The sequence below is a fragment of the Dysgonomonas sp. PF1-14 genome (assembly GCF_029892965.1).
Taxonomy (GTDB): domain Bacteria; phylum Bacteroidota; class Bacteroidia; order Bacteroidales; family Dysgonomonadaceae; genus Dysgonomonas.
This window is the reverse complement of the sequence record NZ_JARXWN010000011.1, coordinates 44,432-62,925: the sequence shown is the minus strand read 5'-3', so window position 1 is coordinate 62,925 and position 18,494 is coordinate 44,432. Positions and strand designations below refer to the sequence as shown.

General features: G+C 40.9%; 20 protein-coding genes. 15 read left to right on the top strand and 5 right to left on the bottom strand.

Translation table 11 applies throughout. From position 1 onward, the window contains the following. Nucleotides 1–6: 6 nt before the first annotated feature. Both M2448_RS13585 and M2448_RS13580 read right to left on the bottom strand, forming a co-directional pair. Complete coding sequence (locus tag M2448_RS13585) at nucleotides 7–1,155, bottom strand: 1-deoxy-D-xylulose-5-phosphate reductoisomerase (RefSeq protein WP_280646524.1); 1,149 nt, start codon at nucleotides 1,153–1,155, stop codon at nucleotides 7–9. 36 nt (nucleotides 1,156–1,191) lie between these two features. Continuing rightward, complete coding sequence (locus M2448_RS13580) at nucleotides 1,192–2,058, bottom strand: M23 family metallopeptidase (RefSeq protein WP_280646523.1); 867 nt, start codon at nucleotides 2,056–2,058, stop codon at nucleotides 1,192–1,194. A 255-nt stretch (nucleotides 2,059–2,313) separates the two neighbouring features. Between M2448_RS13580 and M2448_RS13575 the strand changes: the two genes are divergently transcribed. The 8 genes from M2448_RS13575 to M2448_RS13540 all read left to right on the top strand — a co-directional run bounded on the left by M2448_RS13575 (nucleotide 2,314) and on the right by M2448_RS13540 (nucleotide 11,062). Further along, nucleotides 2,314–3,513, top strand: coding sequence for an aminotransferase class I/II-fold pyridoxal phosphate-dependent enzyme (locus M2448_RS13575; protein WP_280646522.1), 1,200 nt, complete (start codon nucleotides 2,314–2,316; stop codon nucleotides 3,511–3,513). Between the two features lie 100 nt (nucleotides 3,514–3,613). Further along, the gene (locus M2448_RS13570; RefSeq protein ID WP_280646521.1) at nucleotides 3,614–4,282 is read left to right on the top strand and encodes a gliding motility-associated C-terminal domain-containing protein; all 669 of its coding nucleotides are present in this window, start codon (nucleotides 3,614–3,616) and stop codon (nucleotides 4,280–4,282) included. Nucleotides 4,283–4,607: 325 nt separating this feature from the next. Next, a complete protein-coding gene (locus M2448_RS13565) occupies nucleotides 4,608–5,375 on the top strand; it encodes a hypothetical protein (RefSeq protein ID WP_280646520.1) in 768 nt (255 codons plus the stop codon). After that, the gene (locus M2448_RS13560; RefSeq protein WP_280646519.1) at nucleotides 5,372–6,769 is read left to right on the top strand and encodes an RtcB family protein; all 1,398 of its coding nucleotides are present in this window, start codon (nucleotides 5,372–5,374) and stop codon (nucleotides 6,767–6,769) included. The genes M2448_RS13565 and M2448_RS13560 overlap by 4 nt, the downstream gene beginning before the upstream one ends. A gap of 7 nt (nucleotides 6,770–6,776) precedes the next feature. Further along, complete coding sequence (prfH, locus tag M2448_RS13555; protein WP_280646518.1) at nucleotides 6,777–7,397, top strand: peptide chain release factor H; 621 nt, start codon at nucleotides 6,777–6,779, stop codon at nucleotides 7,395–7,397. Between the two features lie 125 nt (nucleotides 7,398–7,522). Further along, nucleotides 7,523–8,107, top strand: coding sequence for a hypothetical protein (locus tag M2448_RS13550; protein ID WP_280646517.1), 585 nt, complete (start codon nucleotides 7,523–7,525; stop codon nucleotides 8,105–8,107). A gap of 533 nt (nucleotides 8,108–8,640) precedes the next feature. Next, nucleotides 8,641–9,753, top strand: a complete 1,113-nt coding sequence (locus tag M2448_RS13545; RefSeq protein ID WP_280646516.1) for an OmpA family protein — start codon at nucleotides 8,641–8,643, stop codon at nucleotides 9,751–9,753. A 178-nt stretch (nucleotides 9,754–9,931) separates the two neighbouring features. Further along, a complete protein-coding gene (locus M2448_RS13540) occupies nucleotides 9,932–11,062 on the top strand; it encodes a TlpA disulfide reductase family protein (RefSeq protein ID WP_280646515.1) in 1,131 nt (376 codons plus the stop codon). A 189-nt stretch (nucleotides 11,063–11,251) separates the two neighbouring features. Here the strand turns inward: M2448_RS13540 and gap are convergent, their stop codons facing one another. The 3 genes from gap to M2448_RS13525 all read right to left on the bottom strand — a co-directional run bounded on the left by gap (nucleotide 11,252) and on the right by M2448_RS13525 (nucleotide 14,551). Continuing rightward, on the bottom strand, nucleotides 11,252–12,256 hold the full coding sequence (gene gap, locus M2448_RS13535; RefSeq protein WP_280646514.1) for a type I glyceraldehyde-3-phosphate dehydrogenase: 1,005 nt from the start codon (nucleotides 12,254–12,256) through the stop codon (nucleotides 11,252–11,254). Nucleotides 12,257–12,590: 334 nt separating this feature from the next. Then, nucleotides 12,591–13,496: a 23S rRNA pseudouridine(2604) synthase RluF gene (rluF, locus tag M2448_RS13530; RefSeq protein ID WP_280646513.1), complete on the bottom strand. Its 906-nt coding sequence runs from the start codon at nucleotides 13,494–13,496 to the stop codon at nucleotides 12,591–12,593. A gap of 41 nt (nucleotides 13,497–13,537) precedes the next feature. Further along, nucleotides 13,538–14,551, bottom strand: coding sequence for an NAD(P)-dependent oxidoreductase (locus M2448_RS13525; protein WP_280646512.1), 1,014 nt, complete (start codon nucleotides 14,549–14,551; stop codon nucleotides 13,538–13,540). Nucleotides 14,552–14,733: 182 nt separating this feature from the next. Between M2448_RS13525 and rpmB the strand changes: the two genes are divergently transcribed. From rpmB to rimO, 7 genes are all read left to right on the top strand, one after another. Next, nucleotides 14,734–14,973, top strand: a complete 240-nt coding sequence (gene rpmB / locus M2448_RS13520; protein ID WP_280646511.1) for a 50S ribosomal protein L28 — start codon at nucleotides 14,734–14,736, stop codon at nucleotides 14,971–14,973. An 18-nt stretch (nucleotides 14,974–14,991) separates the two neighbouring features. Further along, nucleotides 14,992–15,180 (top strand): 50S ribosomal protein L33, encoded by a 189-nt coding sequence (rpmG, locus tag M2448_RS13515; RefSeq protein WP_101689590.1) that lies wholly within the window; start codon nucleotides 14,992–14,994, stop codon nucleotides 15,178–15,180. Nucleotides 15,181–15,193: 13 nt separating this feature from the next. Next, the gene (locus M2448_RS13510; protein WP_280646510.1) at nucleotides 15,194–15,355 is read left to right on the top strand and encodes a DUF4295 domain-containing protein; all 162 of its coding nucleotides are present in this window, start codon (nucleotides 15,194–15,196) and stop codon (nucleotides 15,353–15,355) included. A 240-nt stretch (nucleotides 15,356–15,595) separates the two neighbouring features. Then, entirely contained in the window at nucleotides 15,596–16,549 is a 954-nt protein-coding gene (gene ftsY / locus M2448_RS13505) for a signal recognition particle-docking protein FtsY (protein WP_280646509.1), read from the top strand. Between the two features lie 56 nt (nucleotides 16,550–16,605). Then, nucleotides 16,606–16,851, top strand: a complete 246-nt coding sequence (locus tag M2448_RS13500) for a type II toxin-antitoxin system ParD family antitoxin (protein WP_280646508.1) — start codon at nucleotides 16,606–16,608, stop codon at nucleotides 16,849–16,851. Beyond that, nucleotides 16,851–17,153 carry a type II toxin-antitoxin system RelE/ParE family toxin gene (locus M2448_RS13495; protein WP_280646507.1) on the top strand — a complete coding sequence of 101 codons (303 nt, stop codon included), beginning with the start codon at nucleotides 16,851–16,853 and terminating at the stop codon, nucleotides 17,151–17,153. The genes M2448_RS13500 and M2448_RS13495 overlap by 1 nt, the downstream gene beginning before the upstream one ends. 33 nt (nucleotides 17,154–17,186) lie before the next feature. Next, nucleotides 17,187–18,482 (top strand): 30S ribosomal protein S12 methylthiotransferase RimO, encoded by a 1,296-nt coding sequence (gene rimO, locus M2448_RS13490; RefSeq protein ID WP_280646506.1) that lies wholly within the window; start codon nucleotides 17,187–17,189, stop codon nucleotides 18,480–18,482. Nucleotides 18,483–18,494: the final 12 nt, after the last annotated feature.

The following is an 18,494-nucleotide window of genomic DNA, read 5'->3' as shown; positions in this document are numbered from 1 at the left end:
ATAGTTTTATTTTATAAACTCCATTGCTATATGACGTGCTTCCATGTCGGTGCTCACATAGTCTTCGTAAGACGGTGCAGCTACAAAGCTCGTTTTCTGCATTGCCTTTTCTATCACATGGCTCATTTCGAGGAATCCGACTTTGTCCTGAAGAAATGCCGCAACAGCTATCTCATTAGCCGCATTCATTATACAGGCCATATTCCCTTTGATGCGCGCTGCCTCGAATGCGAACGTAAGGTTACGAAAGCGGTCAGTATCCGGTTTTTCGAAAGTCATAGTCTTCAGTTTGAAGAAATCCAGCCTTTCGAAGTTCGATTTCAATCGCATAGGATAAGCCAGTGCATATTGTATCGGCAGGTGCATATCCGGCAACCCAAGTTGTGCTATGATAGACGAATCCTCGAATTGCACCATCGAGTGTATAATAGACTGCGGATGCACCACCACTTCTATCTGGTCGGGAGTAACATCGAACAGCCATTTGGCTTCGATCATTTCCAGCCCTTTGTTCATCAGAGATGCAGAATCGATCGTTACCTTCGCCCCCATATCCCAGTTAGGGTGTTTCAGGGCTTCAGCTTTAGTTACCTTTGCCAACTGCTCTTTGGTATGATTACGGAATGGCCCGCCCGATGCGGTGAGTATGATTTTCTCAATTGGTGCACGCTCTCCTGTCAGGCACTGAAAAATAGCCGAATGCTCCGAATCTACCGGCAATATCGGCACCTTGTTTTCCACAGCTAATGCTGTTATCAGCTCTCCGGCAACTACCAGTGTTTCTTTATTAGCCAGAGCAATCGCTTTTCCGGCCTTTATTGCATTTATCGTAGGTTTCAGTCCCGAATAACCTACCATAGCCGTAAGCACCATATCCACAGGACTACTCTCCACCACCTGTGCGATAGATTCGCTTCCCGCCCACACCTTTACAGGCATGTCTCTTAATGCTTCCTTTAACTGATCGTATTTGTTTTCGTTGGCAATAACGACAACTTCGGGTGAGAATTCTCTGGCTTGTTTTATCAGCAAGTCTACATTTTCGTTAGCGGTAAGGGCATACACCTCAAAATTGTCGGGATGCTCGCGTACGATATCCAGTGCCTGTGTACCGATAGAACCTGTAGAACCTAAGATAATAATATTTCGTTTCATATAATATTCTCTTTTTGCTGCAAACCTACTCTAATGTCAGAAGGTTATGTAATTTTCGGGATTCATAGCATTTCCTTTATACCACAATTCAAATTCGAATGAGGTCTCCTTTGCTGTTCCATTTGCCTCAACTACTGCAATAGCCTCACCGGTTCGCACCTTGTCTCCTGTCTTTTTCAGAAGCATCGTATTATTCTTGTAGGTAGATATAAATCCATTCTTATGCTGTATCTGTATCGTATAACCTGTTTTCAGGTCGTATCCGGCAAACATCACCACGCCTTCGAGTGAGGCCGACACTGTTTCTTTTGAAGCAATTTTCACCGTCACGCCAAAGTTTTCGTTATTCGGATTAAATTTATTTACGATCGCTCCTTTGACGGGTTTGAAAAAGACCAGCCCCTCCATCGGATTGGTTGCAGTAGACGAAAGAACAGACAGATTGTAGCGTTCTTCTTCCTCATATCGTTTTGTATATTCCCTTTCCAACTCTGACTTTTGCAGGGAAGGATCATTCTCTGATACGGATATGGTATCTATTATCTTTATAGAATCGAGTTGACGTACACCTGCAAAGACATCACGCAGATTGTCGATATATGCTTCCTGATATCTCAGCCTTCGTTCGAGGGAATCGGTTTTGATAGCTGATCGTAAAGCTTTTTCGCGTACTTCGGAATCGAGATATCCCGGCAGATAGTAACGTATAGGCGTGGCAATAATGATAACGGACGTAATCGTCACCAGAAAAAACGCGAAAACGAGCAGCAGCATAGCACCGGAAAATATAGAAGCTTTTATCTTCCATATTTCCTCCAGTGTATTCTCATTCATTACAGAAAGCCTGTATTTGAAATGCAGACGTTTCCAGAAATTATGTTTGTTCTTTTTATTCTTTGCCATGTAACTCAAGCCACTAAGTGGCTATCAAACTTTTACATATCTTGGTACATATAACGACCAAGTCGCAAATTTAAGAAAAAAGCACTATACTTTAGAAGATGTGTGACAAGAAAACATTAAAATATCCTTTTTTTAAATATTTATTCCAAAAGCTCTTCATTGTGGTTTTTTTTAGCTATTTTTGCATCCTGCAATTTGTAGGATACAGAAGTATCATGTGCAGTTATAATAATCAACATTTGTTGTAAATTGAATATGAGTTTATTAACTGATAAGTTATATCGGTACGACGCAGCAAGAAACACCCGCGCTGCCGGCATTTACCCATACTTTAGAGAAATCCAAAGCGATCAGGATACCGAGGTCGTTATCAACGGAAAAAAAGTGTTAATGTTCGGATCAAATGCCTATCTGGGACTAACCAATCACCCGAAAGTGAAAGAAGCAGCCATCGATGCCGTAAAAAAATATGGTACAGGTATGGCGGGTTCTCGCTTTTTGAATGGTACACTAGATATACACGTCGAACTAGAGAAAAAGCTGGCAAAATTTGTAGGCAAAGAAGATGCAATCGTCTATTCTACAGGTTTTGGCGTTAACGAAGGTGTTCTCTCCTGCGTGACAGGGCGCGAAGACTATATCCTTTGGGATGAGTTGGATCATGCGTCTATTATCGAAGGTGCAAGAGTTTCATACTCTACCAAACTGAAGTTTCGCCACAACGACATGGAGTCTCTCGAAAAACAACTATTGAGATGCGAGCCGGATAAGGTGAAGCTCATTGTTGTAGACGGCGTATTCAGCATGGAAGGCGATGTGACAAACCTACCGGAAATAGTAAGACTTTCGAAGAAATACAATGCCAGTGTTATGGTCGACGAAGCCCACAGCCTGGGCGTATTCGGAAAAGACTTTAGCGGCAAAGGACTGGTAGACCAATGCGGACTGGTAGACGATGTAGAGCTTATAATGGGTACATTCAGCAAATCACTGGCTTCTATCGGCGGATTCATTGCCGGAAGCGAAACAATACTCGATTATCTGCGTCACAATTCACGAGCATACATATTCACAGCCAGTGCTACGCCGGCAGCAACTGCGGCAGCCAGTGCAGCTCTGGACATCATAACTCAAGAACCGGAAAGGATTAAGGCCCTGTGGGATATCACCCACTATTCACTCGATGGTTTCCGGCAAAGAGGATTCGAGATAGGACATACTTCGACTCCTATCATTCCATTGTTTATCAGAGATAACGAAAAAACATTCATGATTACCAAAATGCTTTTCGAAGAAGGCGTTTTCGTAAATCCGGTTGTATCTCCGGCAGTTGCTCCGGCTGATACACTTATTCGCTTCTCCCTGATGGCAACCCATACAAAAGAGCAGGTTGATATTGCTCTGGAGAAAATAGAGAAAATATTCAAACAGGTAGGTGTTGTTCTGCATCCCTGAATAAACAGGACAGAGTGACATAACACTGTTTGCCTTATAATAAGATAGCCCTCTTTCCGTTAAAAGATAGAGGGTTTACTTTTTTAGAAAAACATCATTTATGAAAAAATCGTTTCTTTTACTATTGATGCTAACCGCATATATATACGCCTTTTCTCAGGATACAGGTGGAGGTATAAAGGCACAGATAGAAGCCGAACTGGAAAGAAGGGATGCCCTGAATGAAAAGATAACCGAAACAGAAATCGAAGACAGAATATTTTCTGCCCCTGCTGTTATCCATTTTTACGGTACAGGAGGCGAAGATGCTGTTTATTACACATGGTACATCTACCGAAAAAGTGATACTGACAATGCTATTGCACGTTATACCGACGAAAATATATACTATACATTTGAGCAAAGCGGCGAATACGTTGTTGTACTCGAAGTAGCCGACAAAGATGAGAATGTGGACCAAGCCCAATATTCATTTACCATTACAGAGTCGTTTCTCGATGTACCCAACTATTTTTCACCGGGCGATTCACCCGGCTCGAATGATGAATTCAGAGTGGCGTATAAGTCGATTGTCAAATTCCGGATGGCAATCGTCAACCGATGGGGTGTAAAAATGTACGAATCTACCGATCCGGCAAAAGGCTGGGACGGACGCCACAAAGGCAAATATGTAAATACCGGAGTATATTTCTATGTAATAGAAGCTCAGGGCTCTGACGGAGTAAAATACAGGAAACGGGGAGATATAAATATACTGCGGAGCAGGTAAGCCTGTCAAAAAATAATTTTATTCTAAATATTTGTTAATTCAAAAACTCATATTATCTTTGCTGCCGTAAAAAGAGTATTAACCCTTTAAAAACATAGAGAAAGGGTACAATTATGTTTGAACGAAAATAAAATCAAAAACTAGGACTAAGTTGGCTTATCGGGACGAAAAGCCTTTACAACTTATATAGTCAAATGCCAAAAACTGCTGTTGGCAGACGTTGATTAGTCCTGCAATCACAATTTATCGAATTTTTTACTGCTGATATATCGGCATCATGGCCTGTTGTGCCTTTTGTCGCGCTGTATCGGATAAACTAATTGTCATGGGCAATTTTGCGAATGAACAGGAACTCATTGTGCAAAATAACCTGCCGTCGCGACGTTGGAAAACAAGGCGTATCCGCACCGCTAGGGACAAAGAAATACTTTGGCTCAACAAAGAGTACAGGCGTGTGGAATGCCAGATAAGGGATCTGGGATATGAGTATCTGAATCCACCTATACAACGAGGCTACAAAAGGTTATTTGTACTGACTGAGGAAACCAAATACAGTAAATGCGCCGACTTTTATCAGACGATACTGGATAAGATAAATACAGTATGGTATAGTCCGCACAAAACATTTAAACAAAAGAAAAGAAGAATCGGAAAATGGAAGTTCAGAATTCGTAACGAACAGACATTGCAGGAGATAGACAGCTACGTATTCGACAAAGTAAAGAACTTTACGGAAGAAGAAAGGAAATATTTCTATCCGGTAGAATACTACCACTATCCGAGTAAATTACATAAGATCAAATACATATTTATAGAACAATGGCGTTTTGTGTTGCAGACAAAGCCGCACATGATAACCAAAGTTCAGATCAAAGATTCGGAACTGGAACAATATCGTGACGAACTGGGCGACTACCTCGACAAGCATAAAAATCGAGGACGATTGATTAAATTACAAGGTGGCAACACGTATTCATGGAAAAAAGTAATAAATGAACAGGAAGACAGGAAAAAATACAGTTACAACTCGTTAAGGAATGCGCCGTTGCACCAGATAACAGAAGAATATTTTTACGAAGAAAAAGAATTATGAAAATACGAACAAAAGAATTAAGCAAACTGGGATACACTAACAATGTGGCTCGCAGCCTCGCTATAAATATCATAAGCAAACACTGCAAGCACGACAGCAAGGATCAAATAACAAAACTGCTGTGTGACCTGTTGGCAAATCCCGAAAAGTACAAAGACAATGAGGTGTGGTGCAAACTTGCCGAGCATTTCGCTCCTACCACATACGAAAAGAAATATACAGTGTATGACCTGCTCGATAATCCGCTACCATTCAAAACTTACGGTGGCAAATTTATAGAGAGCCTTGCCAAGCAACAGATGGAGCTGGCTATGCGGCTACCGGTAACACTATCGGGCGCACTGATGCCCGATGCACACGCCGGATATGGTTTACCCATTGGTGGTGTACTGGCTGTAGACAATGCAGTGATACCTTATGCAGTGGGTGTAGACATCGGTTGTAGGATGAGCCTGACCGTATTCGATGCAAAGTCAGATTATCTGAAACGTTATTCGCACCAGATAAAAGAAGCATTGAAGGGATACACACATTTCGGAATGGAGGGAGGGCTACCCTTCGCACAAGAGCATGAGATACTTGACAGAAGCGAGTTTCAACGGACTCCATTGCTAAAAATGCTTCATGGGAAAGTGGTGCGGCAACTGGGGACATCGGGAGGAGGAAACCATTTCGTTGAGTTCGGAGAAATAGAATTGACCGAAAGCAATGTACTGAAACTTCCAGCAGGGAACTACGTAGCCCTACTCTCCCACTCCGGCTCGCGCGGCATGGGGGCGGCCATAGCAAGGCATTACAGCAACATAGCCCGCGAAGTGTGTAAACTTCCACGTCAGGCACAGCACTTTGCTTGGCTAGGCTTAGATAGCGAAGAAGGGCAGGAATACTGGCTGAGCATGAATCTTGCCGGAGATTTTGCGCAGGCATGCCACGAACGCATACACATCAACCTATCCAAAGCGTTGGGATTGAAAGCATTGGCAAATGTGAACAATCATCACAACTTTGCCTGGCGGGAAGAGATTGCTGCCGGAAAATATGCCATCGTACACCGAAAGGGAGCTACTCCTGCCGGAAAGGGTATTGCCGGATTTATACCGGGTAGCATGGCTACAGCAGGATACCTTGTGTGCGGAAAGGGTGTCAGTGAATCATTAAATTCGGCCTCACACGGGGCAGGTCGTGCCATGTCGCGCCAAAAGGCAAAAGAGCAATTCACCCAGTCGGCACTGAAAAAGCTGTTAAGCCAACAGGGAGTAACGCTCATCGGCGGCAGTGTAGAAGAGATGCCTCTGGCATACAAGGATATTGACAGAGTGATGCCGGCACAGGAAGCGTTAGTGGATATTCATGGGCGTTTCATGCCGAAAATAGTAAGAATGAATAAAGAGTAATGAAACGATGAAAACTAAAATATACATACAAATAACCTCGGGACGAGGGCCTGCCGAATGTTGTCGTGTAGTGGCTCTGGTGTTAGAGAGAATACTTAGGCAAGCTAAAGAAAAAGGTCTGAAAGCTGATGTTTTAGACAGGGAAGAGGGTGAGATAAACCGCACCCTCCTGTCTGCAACATTATCCATAGAAGGTGAAAAGCCCGACGAATTCATCAAAGAATGGGAAGGAACAGTATTGTGGATATCGAAGAGCCCATACAGAATCTATCATAAACGTAAGAACTGGTTCATCGGCGTCCGCACATTCTCCGTTAGTGAAAACATACAAGCTAATGAAAAGGAAATCCGGTACGAAACGTTACGTGCATCAGGACCGGGTGGGCAACACGTAAACAAGACTGAATCGGCTGTAAGGGCTGTGCATATACCTACAGGTCTGTCTGTTACAGCTTCGGATCAACGGTCGCAACTACAAAACAAAAAACTGGCTACCGAACGCCTGTTGGTAAAGCTTGCTGCATGGAACGTAGAACAGGCGATGCGCATAGCACAAAGCAACTGGAGCAATCATAACAGCCTCGAACGGGGCAATCCTGTGAAGGTAATAGAAGCTCCTTTGATATAAATACAAAAAGACTCAGAGGATATATTTTAACTTTTTGTCGATCATACTGTCCTCTTTGTCGATTTGCCTTGTGCGGATGATCAGTGGTTATTAATTTTGAGTAAACAATTTAAAAACAAAGCATTATGAAAAAGATAATAATAGCAATAAGCCTATTCTTCGCAACAGGACTTATCAGTCTGGCTCCGGCACAGAATATAAATATTAACATCAATCTGGACAAGCAACCTTCATGGGGACCTACAGGATATGATTATGCAGGGTATTACTATATACCCGATCTCAATGTTTATTACGATATAGCTAATTCGCTATTCTATTACCTATCGGGGAGCAACTGGATATCAAACCAGTACCTGCCTGATAGATACAGAAAATATGATTTGTACAGCATGTACAAGGTAGTGATAAACGAGCAACAGCCTTGGTCGCAGAATAAGACTCACAAAAAATCATATTCACAATACAAGGGTGACAGGACACAAGAGCCTATCCGCTACAGTAATAACAGCAAATATGACACAAGCAAAAATAATAACCGTAGCTGGGTGAGTAACGATAGACGTTCGACCAATATTAACAGCAAAACCAGTAATAAAAAAGAAGGTAATATCAATAATAATAGGAATAACAACAATAGCAAAAGCACCAATAACAGGCAGACATCTAACAGTTCGGGAAGAAACCAGAATGATCGTGCAAGAAATTAAGTGAAGTTAACAGCCCTTTTATCTACAGACACCAACGTGTAAATGAAAAAATAGTGTAGCCGAAGTCAAAACTATACCATATCACATTACACAATATTGAGGTAAAATAAGCCCCGGAAGCTACCCAGACGCAGACGGGGCAAATCTTGTCCGCGATATTGTGAAAGTCTATGGTAAACTCATTGCCGGACTGAATGAGTAAGAGAACATGAAAACACTTGCTCTTTTATTTTAAATTAACCTTAGTTAACCAAATCATTGTTAATGTAAATTAACCGATAAAAATATCCGAATTTATAATTTTACTGAAAATGTGATTATTAAGCAACGATTATCATAAAATACCATATATAAGATTGCCTGATAATACTTAATTTTATTAAAACAATAGTATTTTATAACATTTATGCAGTTACTTTGTCTAAAATTTACACAGAAGACACCCTTCCAAATATTCAAGACAATGAGGAAGTAGGTACTTTGAAACTTTAAGAAACTATTGAATCCATTAATTTAACTTAATTTTTTTTTGCATGAAACGTTTAAAGCTCGTAATGATGTTGGCTGCGCCAGCCTTGCTATTGTCGGTGGTATCGGTAGCACAAGAGTTGCCCACAACAGCTCAACCTGGAAAATGTTATGTAAAGTGTATCACACCTGATGAGTATAGAGACATAACTGAGGTTATCGTAGTAAAACCTGAGTATAAAGTACTCAAGACAACACCTGCTACTTACAAAACTATCGAAGAAAGAGTATTGGTTAAGGAAGCATCGAAGAAATACGTGCTCCACCCGGCTGTTTATGAAACAGTATCGGTAACTTACGAAAGTAAAGCCGAAGAAACTAAACTTACTGTACAACCTGCTTCATTCGGCAATTCAAGCAAAACTATACAGGTGCAACCTAAATCGGGTCGTTGGGAATACACTCAATTGGCAGACTGCCCTTCAGCTAATAGTGAAGATTGTATGGTAGCATGTTATGTGGAATATCCCGAAGTTAACGAAACTTATCCTATTTCAGTACTGAACGCTGCTGCATCTACAAGCAAAACAGTTATCCCCGGAAAGAATGCTACTTATACAAAACAGGTAATTAAAACACCTGCAAGAGTAGAAGAAATTGAAATTCCGGCTGAGTACAAAATAATTAAGAAAACAGTTGTTGATAAACCGGCAGGAGTAAGTGAAACAGTTGTACCAGCTGTTACAAAAACTGTTACTAAGAGAGAGTTAGTGAAAAAAGGTGGAATCACTACTTGGGAAGAAGTTGATTGTAACTTAGTAGGAACAGCTAATATCTTACCTATTTACTACGAACTGAATAGCGCACGTCTGACTCCTGAATCGGAAAGAATTATCGACGAGCACCTTCTGAAACTAATGAAAGACAAACCAGGATTAAGAATAGAAATCATGTCGCATACCGACTCGCGCGGAAATGACGATTACAACCTTGCATTGTCGCAACAAAGAGCTCAATCGGTTGTAAACTATCTGGTAGATCATGGTATTTCACGCAACAGACTTGTAGCTAAAGGATATGGCGAAACAAGACTTAAAAACAAATGTGGAAACGGTGTTGATTGTACAGAAGACCAACATCAGCAAAACAGAAGAACCGAATTTAGAATTATCCAATAAGCGGAATGCTGTATAAACAAAAGAATCATCCCTCCCTACAGAGGGGTGATTTTTTGTTTTATAGAAAAAAACACCACATACCAAATCCTTCCAAAAAGCTAAAAAATTAAAATAAAGATAGAGGCAGGCAGTAAGTTTTATATCTTGCAACGAAATTACCATAAAAGCTATGAACAGTATGAACCTAAAATATATTTTGACAATAGCCGGTCTTATGCTTTCGCTATCGTCGATGAGCCAGCCCCCTTTCCTTATAGACAAGGTGATCTCTAAAAATCAGATAACCACCTTCACAAACCAGAAGCTTCTGGTAATTGATTTTTGGGCTACTTGGTGCGGACCTTGTGTGCCGGCTACCAAACAGTTAGAGATAATTCAGGAAACAAAACCCAACGATGTGTTTATAGTTTCGGTATCGGACGAAAAAGAAGATGTAATAAGCACTTTTTTACAAAAGAAACCGATCAGGTTGACCGTCATCAGAGACTATCCCCCTAATAGTATGATAAGCTTGTTTAATGTGGAAAGAAGACCTTATTCAGTACTTTTAACCACCACCGGAGAAGTCCTGTACAGTGGACATCCGTCGGGTATAACCATTGAACTGATAGAAAAACATGCATCGCGGCTAAAGTCGAAAGGCAAAAAGGAATGGGACGATTTATTTACCTCTATGGCAGATCGTGTGGCAAATAACACAACAAATTACAAAGCTAAAAATGTAGGATTCAATATCAGCCGGAAACCCGGAGTCTCGAAATCGATATATAGCGAAAACGGCATTTTTAATTTCACAGGACGTATCTCAGAACTGATCGAATATATGACAGATTGCTCATCGTGGCAAGTGAGCTTGCAGAATATGAACGATTATGAAGTTGCCATGACTTGCAGCGAAAACGAAATGGCAACAGATAAAAATAAAATACTGGAACGGATATCCGGAGCATTGAGGCTCGATATACGCTCGCAATCCAAAACTATCGAAGGCACAATAGTGGAAGTCGCTGACGCCAAAAGGCTTTGGAACGACGAGCAGATAAGTTGGGGAGCCGAAAACTCGCAGGGATATATCATCGGATCGGATCGGATAGATGCCGACAATATTACCATTAGGCAGGTAGCGAACCTGCTGAGCGATGTAAAAAAGACATTTTTTTATTACGGAGGTCAAGACACCCAGTTGCACGATTGGAGCTTTCATTATCTATACGACAACTTGATGGAAGAAGACCTGCTATATAATTTCGGCATCAAACTGAAAAAGGGAAAAATAAGAGTTCCCTCATATATGGTGTCGCCTATGTAATACGGATCTTTATTGTAATTCGCATCTGTTTTTAGACACTAGTATGTAAGGCTACCCGTTATTCTAATTTTCGCAAGTAATCTTTGAGAGATCGTATTAATAAAAAGAGAACCAACTCCTTTACCAAAACAAAAAAAGAGCTGCCATACGACAGCTCTTTTCTATATAGATATTGTAAATATCCTGAGATTATGCGTTAACTTTAGCCATGTGAGCGATCAGTTCAAGCATTTTAGTAGAGAATCCCCACTCGTTGTCATACCAGCTAACAACTTTTACGAATGTCGGGCTAAGTTGGATACCAGCTTTAGCATCGAAGATAGAAGTGCGAGGATCGCCGATGAAGTCAGAAGAAACAACTGCATCTTCAGTATATCCAAGTACACCTTTCAATTCACCTTCTGAAGCTTCTTTCATTGCTTTACAGATTTCTTCGTAAGAAGTTTCTTTAGCAAGACGAGCTGTAAGGTCAACAACAGAAACGTCAAGAGTAGGAACACGCATTGACATACCTGTAAGTTTTCCGTTCAGTTCAGGGATAACTTTACCTACAGCCTTAGCAGCACCTGTAGAAGAAGGGATGATGTTACCGGCAGCAGCACGTCCGCCTCTCCAGTCTTTAGCTGAAGGTCCGTCTACTGTTTTCTGAGTAGCAGTAGTAGCGTGTACTGTAGTCATCAACGCTTCAAGGATACCGAATTTATCGTTCAGTACTTTAGCGATAGGAGCAAGACAGTTTGTAGTACAAGATGCGTTAGAAACGAATTGCTCACCTTTTTTGTATTCATTGTGGTTTACACCGCATACGAACATACGAGTGTCGTCTTTTGAAGGACCAGACATTACTACATATTTTGCACCAGCATCGATGTGTCCCTGAGCTTTAGGTTTTTCAAGGAAAAGACCTGTAGACTCAACGATATATTCAGCGCCTATTTCGTTCCATTTTAGGTCAGCAGGATTTTTTTCAGAAGTTACGCGGATAGCGTTTCCGTTAACAACCAATTTACCGTCTTTTACTTCAACTGTTCCGTCAAATTTGCCATGAACGGTATCATATTTCAGCATATAAGCCATGTATTCAACGTCGATAAGGTCATTAATACCTACAACTTGAATGTCTTTTCTGCCTTGTGCAGCACGGAATACCAGACGACCAATACGTCCAAAACCGTTAATACCTACTTTAATCATTTTGTTTTAATTTTTATAGTTAAAAAATTCGAGTATATCCATCCTAATTAAACACCTTACATGGAAGTAAATATCTGTAAATATTTATGTTATAAAACATGATTTCCAAAAGGCAGTACAAAGGTAGCAAAAATATTCTTATTTGTCTAACTACTTAGCTTTTTTTAATGACAAAAAGTAGGTTTTATCTCTTGATAATCACATTTTTGGCTGTTTTGTAAGGTCGAGTTGACTATTTGATGGTTTTAGTTGTAATCGCATAAATCAGAGTTGGCAAAAAAGCCTGATTTTATAGACAAAAATCTGTTAAAATATGCTAATCTCATTTACGTTATTACCTCTGCGACCGTCTGCGCGATGGCGCATTTGCCTTTTCTTTTTGAGGGTTCGTTTTGCCAATTCTGCGGTTATCATTTCCGGTAGACTTATTCACCTCCCTCTTGCTAAAATTACTATTAGCAGGTCTGTTTTTCGATGTCGGCGTTTTTGCACCCGGCGATTGAGGCTTTGGTCTTGATTTCTTTTTCGAAGCTTCCTCCGTTTTTACAGACGAAGCTGTTTTTTGGTACAGTGTTTCCACTTCTTCCGATGTAAGATTGCGCCATTTCCCCAGTTTGATGTTTCCCAGTTTGATGTGCATTACCCGTATGCGTTCGAGCCTGAGCACCTTATAGCCAAGATGGTCGCACATACGCCGTATTTGTCTGTTGAGTCCTTGTCGTAGTACAATGTTAAAAGAATGTGTCCCGGTCTTTTTTACTTCACATTTGCGGGTAACCACACCTAATATCGGCACACCATTCTCCATTTTTTTGATGAAATCCTCATTTACCAATCTATCAACAGTTACAGCATACTCTTTGTCATGGTCATTGTTGACACGCAGCATTTTGTTTACAATATCTCCGTCATTGGTGAGTATTATCAGGCCTATAGAATCCTTATCGAGACGCCCTACGGGAAATATCCGTTCTTCGTGCCCTATGGCGCGAATGATATTACCGGGATCGTCTGCGTCAGTCGTGGTTACAATGCCCAGAGGTTTATTGTAGGCAATAAAAACTGTCTTGCTGGTGCCGGACACTACTTCCCCGTATATTTTCACCTCTTGCCCTGCCAATACCTGACTACCGACTCTGGCCTTTCTGCCGTTTATAGTTACAGCACCCTCTTCGATGAGTTTGTCTGCTTCGCGGCGCGAACAGTAGCCGCTATCGCTGATGTATTTATTGATACGCATTTGTATTCTTTATTTAATGTAAGTAAAAGGATGATGTTTGATTACAGCCAGTTATTTTCTTTATACCATTGCACCGATTCTTCCAGCCCTCTTCTAAGATTGTACTTAGGCGAAAATCCGAGATCGTTAACCAATGGTGTAATGTCGCATTCCCAGTTGCGCTGTTTCATTATTTTATACTTATCCCTGTTCAGAGTAGATGGCTTCTTCGTTAGCTTGGATACTTCTTCCGCTATTACAGAAATGCCTTTGAGTAGCCATAAAGGCACTTTCAGACTGAGTACATGTTTTTTGCCGATTACCTCTTTCACCAACCGGGTATATTCCTTATCGGTATACACATCTCCGTCGGCCACAAAATATGCCTTGTCGCGAACATCACTTTCCAATCCCAGATATACGGCGTCCACCAGATCCCTTACATATATAAAGGTGAGGTGCTGAGGTTTGAAACCTGCGCCGACATCCAATCCCGACTTTACGGTCTTCACCATCAGGAAGTAATCTTTTTCGCGTGGCCCATACACCCCTGTCGGACGCAATATTATATAAGGGAAATCGTTTGTCGCTTGCAGATACTGTTCTGCTTTTAATTTACTCTTCCCATATGCAGTATTCGGATTAGGTGTATCATTCAGCTTTAGCGGGGCGTAATTCACTTCATCCCCCACGCCTATGGCGCTCAGGCTGCTCATCAATATGAACTTCTCCGGTACGGCATTCACAGCCTGTAGAGCATCTATAAAGTTGGCTGTGTATCCAAAATTTACCCTATCAAAGTCTTCGGCATTCAGACATTTGGTAACACCCGCATTGTGTACGATGTAGTCGAACTTGCCATGCTCTGACACAAATTCGCGTAGCTGCTCCTCCAGCTTAGCCTTATCGCCGAAGTCGAGGTCGATAAAGCGAATACGCTCATCCTGCAAATATTCGCGGCTGCTGCTTTTGCGAATACCTGCCCATGTGTCATATCCTTTTTTCAGTGCTTTCTCTATAAGAGAACTCCCTATAAATCCACTGGCTCCGGTGATAAGTATGCGTTTGTTGTTCATATCAAGGTGCAAATTTAATCATTATTCCGGATGTACTATACGTGAGGCCTCCGAAATTATTTATTCAATAGTGAGAACTTTAACGTTATAAATATTTGTAAGTTTGAAAAATATCACTAAATTTGCAACCCGATTTTGCACACGATTAAAGAATAAAATAAACATAAAAAATTACGATAGCGATGTCCAAGATTTGTCAAATTACAGGAAAAAAAGCTATGGTTGGCAATAATGTTTCTCACTCGAACAGAAAGACTAAGAGAAAATTTAATGTCAATCTTTTCAGAAAAAAATTCTACTGGGTAGAAGAAGATTGTTGGATCAGCCTTAATATTTCAGCTGCCGGTCTTCGCACAATTAACAAAATTGGTTTGGATGCTGCTTTGAAAAAAGCTGCTACAGACGGGTATTTGAACGCATAATAAAGGAGGACCTACACGATGGCAAAGAAAGCAAAAGGAAACAGAATCCAAGTGATACTTGAGTGCACAGAGCACAAAGAAAGCGGTATGCCAGGCACATCGCGCTACATCACTACAAAAAACAGAAAGAATACGACAGAAAGACTCGAATTGAAAAAATACAATCCGGTTCTTAGAAAAATGACTGTTCATAAAGAAATTAAGTAAAAATATATAGACCATGGCAAAGAAAGCAGTGGCCGGTTATCGCGATGCTTCATCGAAAGACGGTCGTAACTATGCAAAAGTAATAAAAATGGAGAAGTCGCCTAAGACAGGTGCTTATACATTTAAAGAAGAAATGGTTCCAAACGAATCAGTAAAAGATTATTTCAGCAAATAATCACAAAATAAAGAAATACAAAAGCCTCTCTGTCTCCGAACAGAGGGGCTTTTGTGTCTTAAAGAAGAAAACCAGAAGATTTACCTTGTTGATACTATCAGTTGAACCGATAAAAGATTAAAGCATACTTCACTTTACAGAAATGCTTTTTTTGCTTCATTATTTGATATGTATAGTCTGAAATTCACTATCTTTGATGGTTACAAGTATTAGTAGCATATTTGAAATATAAGGACATTTATGGGATTGTTTGATTTCTTTTCGAAACAAAAAAAGGAAACACTTGACAAAGGACTGGAAAAGACCAAAGAATCAATGTTTTCTAAACTGTCGCGTGCCGTTGCAGGGAAGTCGAAGGTAGACGACGATGTGTTGGACGATCTGGAAGAAGTGCTTATAACTTCTGATGTAGGGGTGAATACTACACTGAAGATTATAGAGCGCATCGAGAAGCGTGCAGCAAAAGATAAATATGTAGGTACAGATGAATTAAATTCCATTCTGCGCGAAGAAATCGCAAATCTGCTTACCGAGAATAATACAATCGACACAGAAGATTTTACCCTGCCCCAAGATTCGAAGCCATATGTGATTATGGTTGTCGGAGTAAACGGAGTAGGAAAGACCACTACAATAGGAAAACTAGCCAACCAGTTTAAGAAAGCAGGTAAGTCTGTCTATCTGGGAGCTGCCGATACTTTCCGTGCTGCGGCAGTAGAACAGCTGGTGATATGGGGTGAGCGTGTAGGTGTTCCTGTTATAAAACAGGCAATGGGATCAGACCCCGCATCGGTGGCTTTCGATACATTGAGTTCGGCAAAATCAAACGGAGCCGATGTGGTGATTATAGATACGGCAGGCCGCCTTCATAATAAAGTGGGATTGATGAACGAGCTGTCTAAGATAAAGAAAGTAATGGATAAAATCGTTCCCGGAGCACCACAGGAGGTGTTGCTCGTACTTGACGGTTCTACCGGACAGAATGCATTTGAGCAGGCAACTCAGTTTACGGCAGCTACTGACGTTACGGCGCTAGCTATAACCAAACTGGACGGAACGGCAAAAGGCGGTGTTGTGATCGGTATATCCGATCAGTTCAAGATACCGGTGAAATATATAGGTTTAGGAGAAGGTATAGATGACCTTCAGGTTTTCAGACGCAAAGAGTTTGTCGACAGCCTGTTTGGAGAATAAAATCTCTGAAATAATTTGAAAATGTACCAGAAAATGGTATTTTTGATAAAAAAACTATGGCACGAAATACATCCATTCTGCTAGGTGAATATTTTGAGAATTTCATCAAAGAGCAAATCGCATCAGGAAAGTATAGTTCTGTTAGCGAAGTTGTCAGGGCGGCACTAAGACGCTTTGAACAGGAAGAAAGCAAAGAAAAAGCCATTGTAAACGAGCTTAAGAAAGGTGAAAAAAGTGGGTTTGTAAAAGATTTTGACAGAAATAGGTATTTGACAGATATCCATACAAAATACCTGAAATAATGCCATCTTATAAAATAAGCAAAGAGGCGCTTAAGGATATCGAACACATCTGGCTTTACACTTTTGAAAACTGGTCTGTAGAACAAGCTGACAGATACTATAGGTTAATAATGGACGAAATTGAATATCTTTCGCTAATTTTTTCCGCAGGACGTGATTCCGGATATATCAAGGAAGGTTATAGAAGTTCTAAGGTAAAATCACATTTGATCTTTTATAAAAAATCCAAAGACGGGATCGTGGAAGTGGTAAGGATATTGCATGAAAGTATGGATGTTGAAAACCGGCTGACTGATTATTAAGAAGAATATAACAGCCTGTTTGGAGAATAAGTAATGAAAAAAAACAGAATAGATGTAATAACACTCGGTTGTTCTAAAAATCTTGTAGACTCCGAGTTGTTAATGAAACAGCTTTTGGCGAACGGCTACACCGTAAAGCACGACCCCGTAGTGTCGGAGGGCGAAATAGTAGTGATCAATACATGTGGCTTTATAGGTGATGCCAAAGAAGAGTCTATCAATATGATACTCGAATTTGCCGAAGCTAAAAAAGAACGTAAGCTGAATAAGCTCTTTGTAATGGGTTGTCTTACCGAAAGGTATATGGATGAGCTGCGGACAGAAATACCCGAAGTCGATAATTTTTACGGAAAATTCGGCTGGAAGGCACTGATCTCCGATCTGGGTAAATCTTACCATCAGGATATGGCGCTCGAGCGTAGCATTACTACCCCACAGCACTATGCTTACCTGAAAATATCGGAGGGCTGCAACCGTACATGTTCGTATTGTTCCATTCCTATCATGACAGGTAAACACCAGTCGCGTTCGATAGAGGAAGTGGAAGAAGAAGTGAGAGGACTTGTTGCCTCCGGTGTAAAAGAGTTTCAGGTAATAGCACAGGATCTGTCTTTTTACGGACTCGATAATTACAAAGAAGCCAGATTACCCCAACTGATAGAACGTATTGCGAAAATAGAAGGTGTGGAATGGATCCGCCTGCATTACGCATATCCTGCAAACTTTCCATACGATTTGCTAAGGGTAATGCGCGAAAATGATAATGTGTGCAAGTACCTCGATATAGCATTGCAACATGTCAGCGATAATATGCTGAAAAAAATGCGACGCAATATATCTAAAGAACAGACACTCGATTTAATAAAGCGCATCAGGGAAGAAGTTCCCGGTATTCATCTGCGTACAACACTTATGGTAGGGCATCCCGGCGAAACACATAAAGATTTTGAGGAATTGCTGCAATTTGTGAAAGAAGTCCGTTTCGAACGGATGGGGGCTTTCCCTTATTCACACGAAGACGGTACGTATGCCTACGCCCACTACAGGGATGAGATAGCCGATACAGTGAAGCAGGAGCGTATGGATGTACTGATGGCATTGCAGGAAAGAATAGCGCTTGAGATCAACGAACAAAAGATAGGACAGACTTTCAGAGTGATTGTAGACAGGGAAGAACCCGACTATTATATAGGGCGTACGGAGTATGATTCGCCCGAAGTTGACCCCGAAGTATTGATAAAGAAAAATAAAATGCTTAATATTGGGGAGTTTTACGAAGCAAAAGTAATAGGAGCACAACCATTCGACTTATATGCAGAAGTAATTTAACCTTAATATACT

Excerpts from the sequence above, each read along its gene's own strand:
- M2448_RS13585 (WP_280646524.1), bottom strand. The coding sequence starts at position 1,155 with ATGAAACGAAATATTATTATCTTAGGTTCTACAGGTTCTATCGGTACA.
- M2448_RS13580 (WP_280646523.1), bottom strand. The coding sequence starts at position 2,058 with ATGGCAAAGAATAAAAAGAACAAACATAATTTCTGGAAACGTCTGCAT.
- M2448_RS13575 (WP_280646522.1), top strand. The coding sequence starts at position 2,314 with ATGAGTTTATTAACTGATAAGTTATATCGGTACGACGCAGCAAGAAAC.
- M2448_RS13570 (WP_280646521.1), top strand. The coding sequence starts at position 3,614 with ATGAAAAAATCGTTTCTTTTACTATTGATGCTAACCGCATATATATAC.
- M2448_RS13565 (WP_280646520.1), top strand. The coding sequence starts at position 4,608 with ATGGGCAATTTTGCGAATGAACAGGAACTCATTGTGCAAAATAACCTG.
- M2448_RS13560 (WP_280646519.1), top strand. The coding sequence starts at position 5,372 with ATGAAAATACGAACAAAAGAATTAAGCAAACTGGGATACACTAACAAT.
- prfH (WP_280646518.1), top strand. The coding sequence starts at position 6,777 with ATGAAAACTAAAATATACATACAAATAACCTCGGGACGAGGGCCTGCC.
- M2448_RS13550 (WP_280646517.1), top strand. The coding sequence starts at position 7,523 with ATGAAAAAGATAATAATAGCAATAAGCCTATTCTTCGCAACAGGACTT.
- M2448_RS13545 (WP_280646516.1), top strand. The coding sequence starts at position 8,641 with ATGAAACGTTTAAAGCTCGTAATGATGTTGGCTGCGCCAGCCTTGCTA.
- M2448_RS13540 (WP_280646515.1), top strand. The coding sequence starts at position 9,932 with ATGAACCTAAAATATATTTTGACAATAGCCGGTCTTATGCTTTCGCTA.
- gap (WP_280646514.1), bottom strand. The coding sequence starts at position 12,256 with ATGATTAAAGTAGGTATTAACGGTTTTGGACGTATTGGTCGTCTGGTA.
- rluF (WP_280646513.1), bottom strand. The coding sequence starts at position 13,496 with ATGCGTATCAATAAATACATCAGCGATAGCGGCTACTGTTCGCGCCGC.
- M2448_RS13525 (WP_280646512.1), bottom strand. The coding sequence starts at position 14,551 with ATGAACAACAAACGCATACTTATCACCGGAGCCAGTGGATTTATAGGG.
- rpmB (WP_280646511.1), top strand. The coding sequence starts at position 14,734 with ATGTCCAAGATTTGTCAAATTACAGGAAAAAAAGCTATGGTTGGCAAT.
- rpmG (WP_101689590.1), top strand. The coding sequence starts at position 14,992 with ATGGCAAAGAAAGCAAAAGGAAACAGAATCCAAGTGATACTTGAGTGC.
- M2448_RS13510 (WP_280646510.1), top strand. The coding sequence starts at position 15,194 with ATGGCAAAGAAAGCAGTGGCCGGTTATCGCGATGCTTCATCGAAAGAC.
- ftsY (WP_280646509.1), top strand. The coding sequence starts at position 15,596 with ATGGGATTGTTTGATTTCTTTTCGAAACAAAAAAAGGAAACACTTGAC.
- M2448_RS13500 (WP_280646508.1), top strand. The coding sequence starts at position 16,606 with ATGGCACGAAATACATCCATTCTGCTAGGTGAATATTTTGAGAATTTC.
- M2448_RS13495 (WP_280646507.1), top strand. The coding sequence starts at position 16,851 with ATGCCATCTTATAAAATAAGCAAAGAGGCGCTTAAGGATATCGAACAC.
- rimO (WP_280646506.1), top strand. The coding sequence starts at position 17,187 with ATGAAAAAAAACAGAATAGATGTAATAACACTCGGTTGTTCTAAAAAT.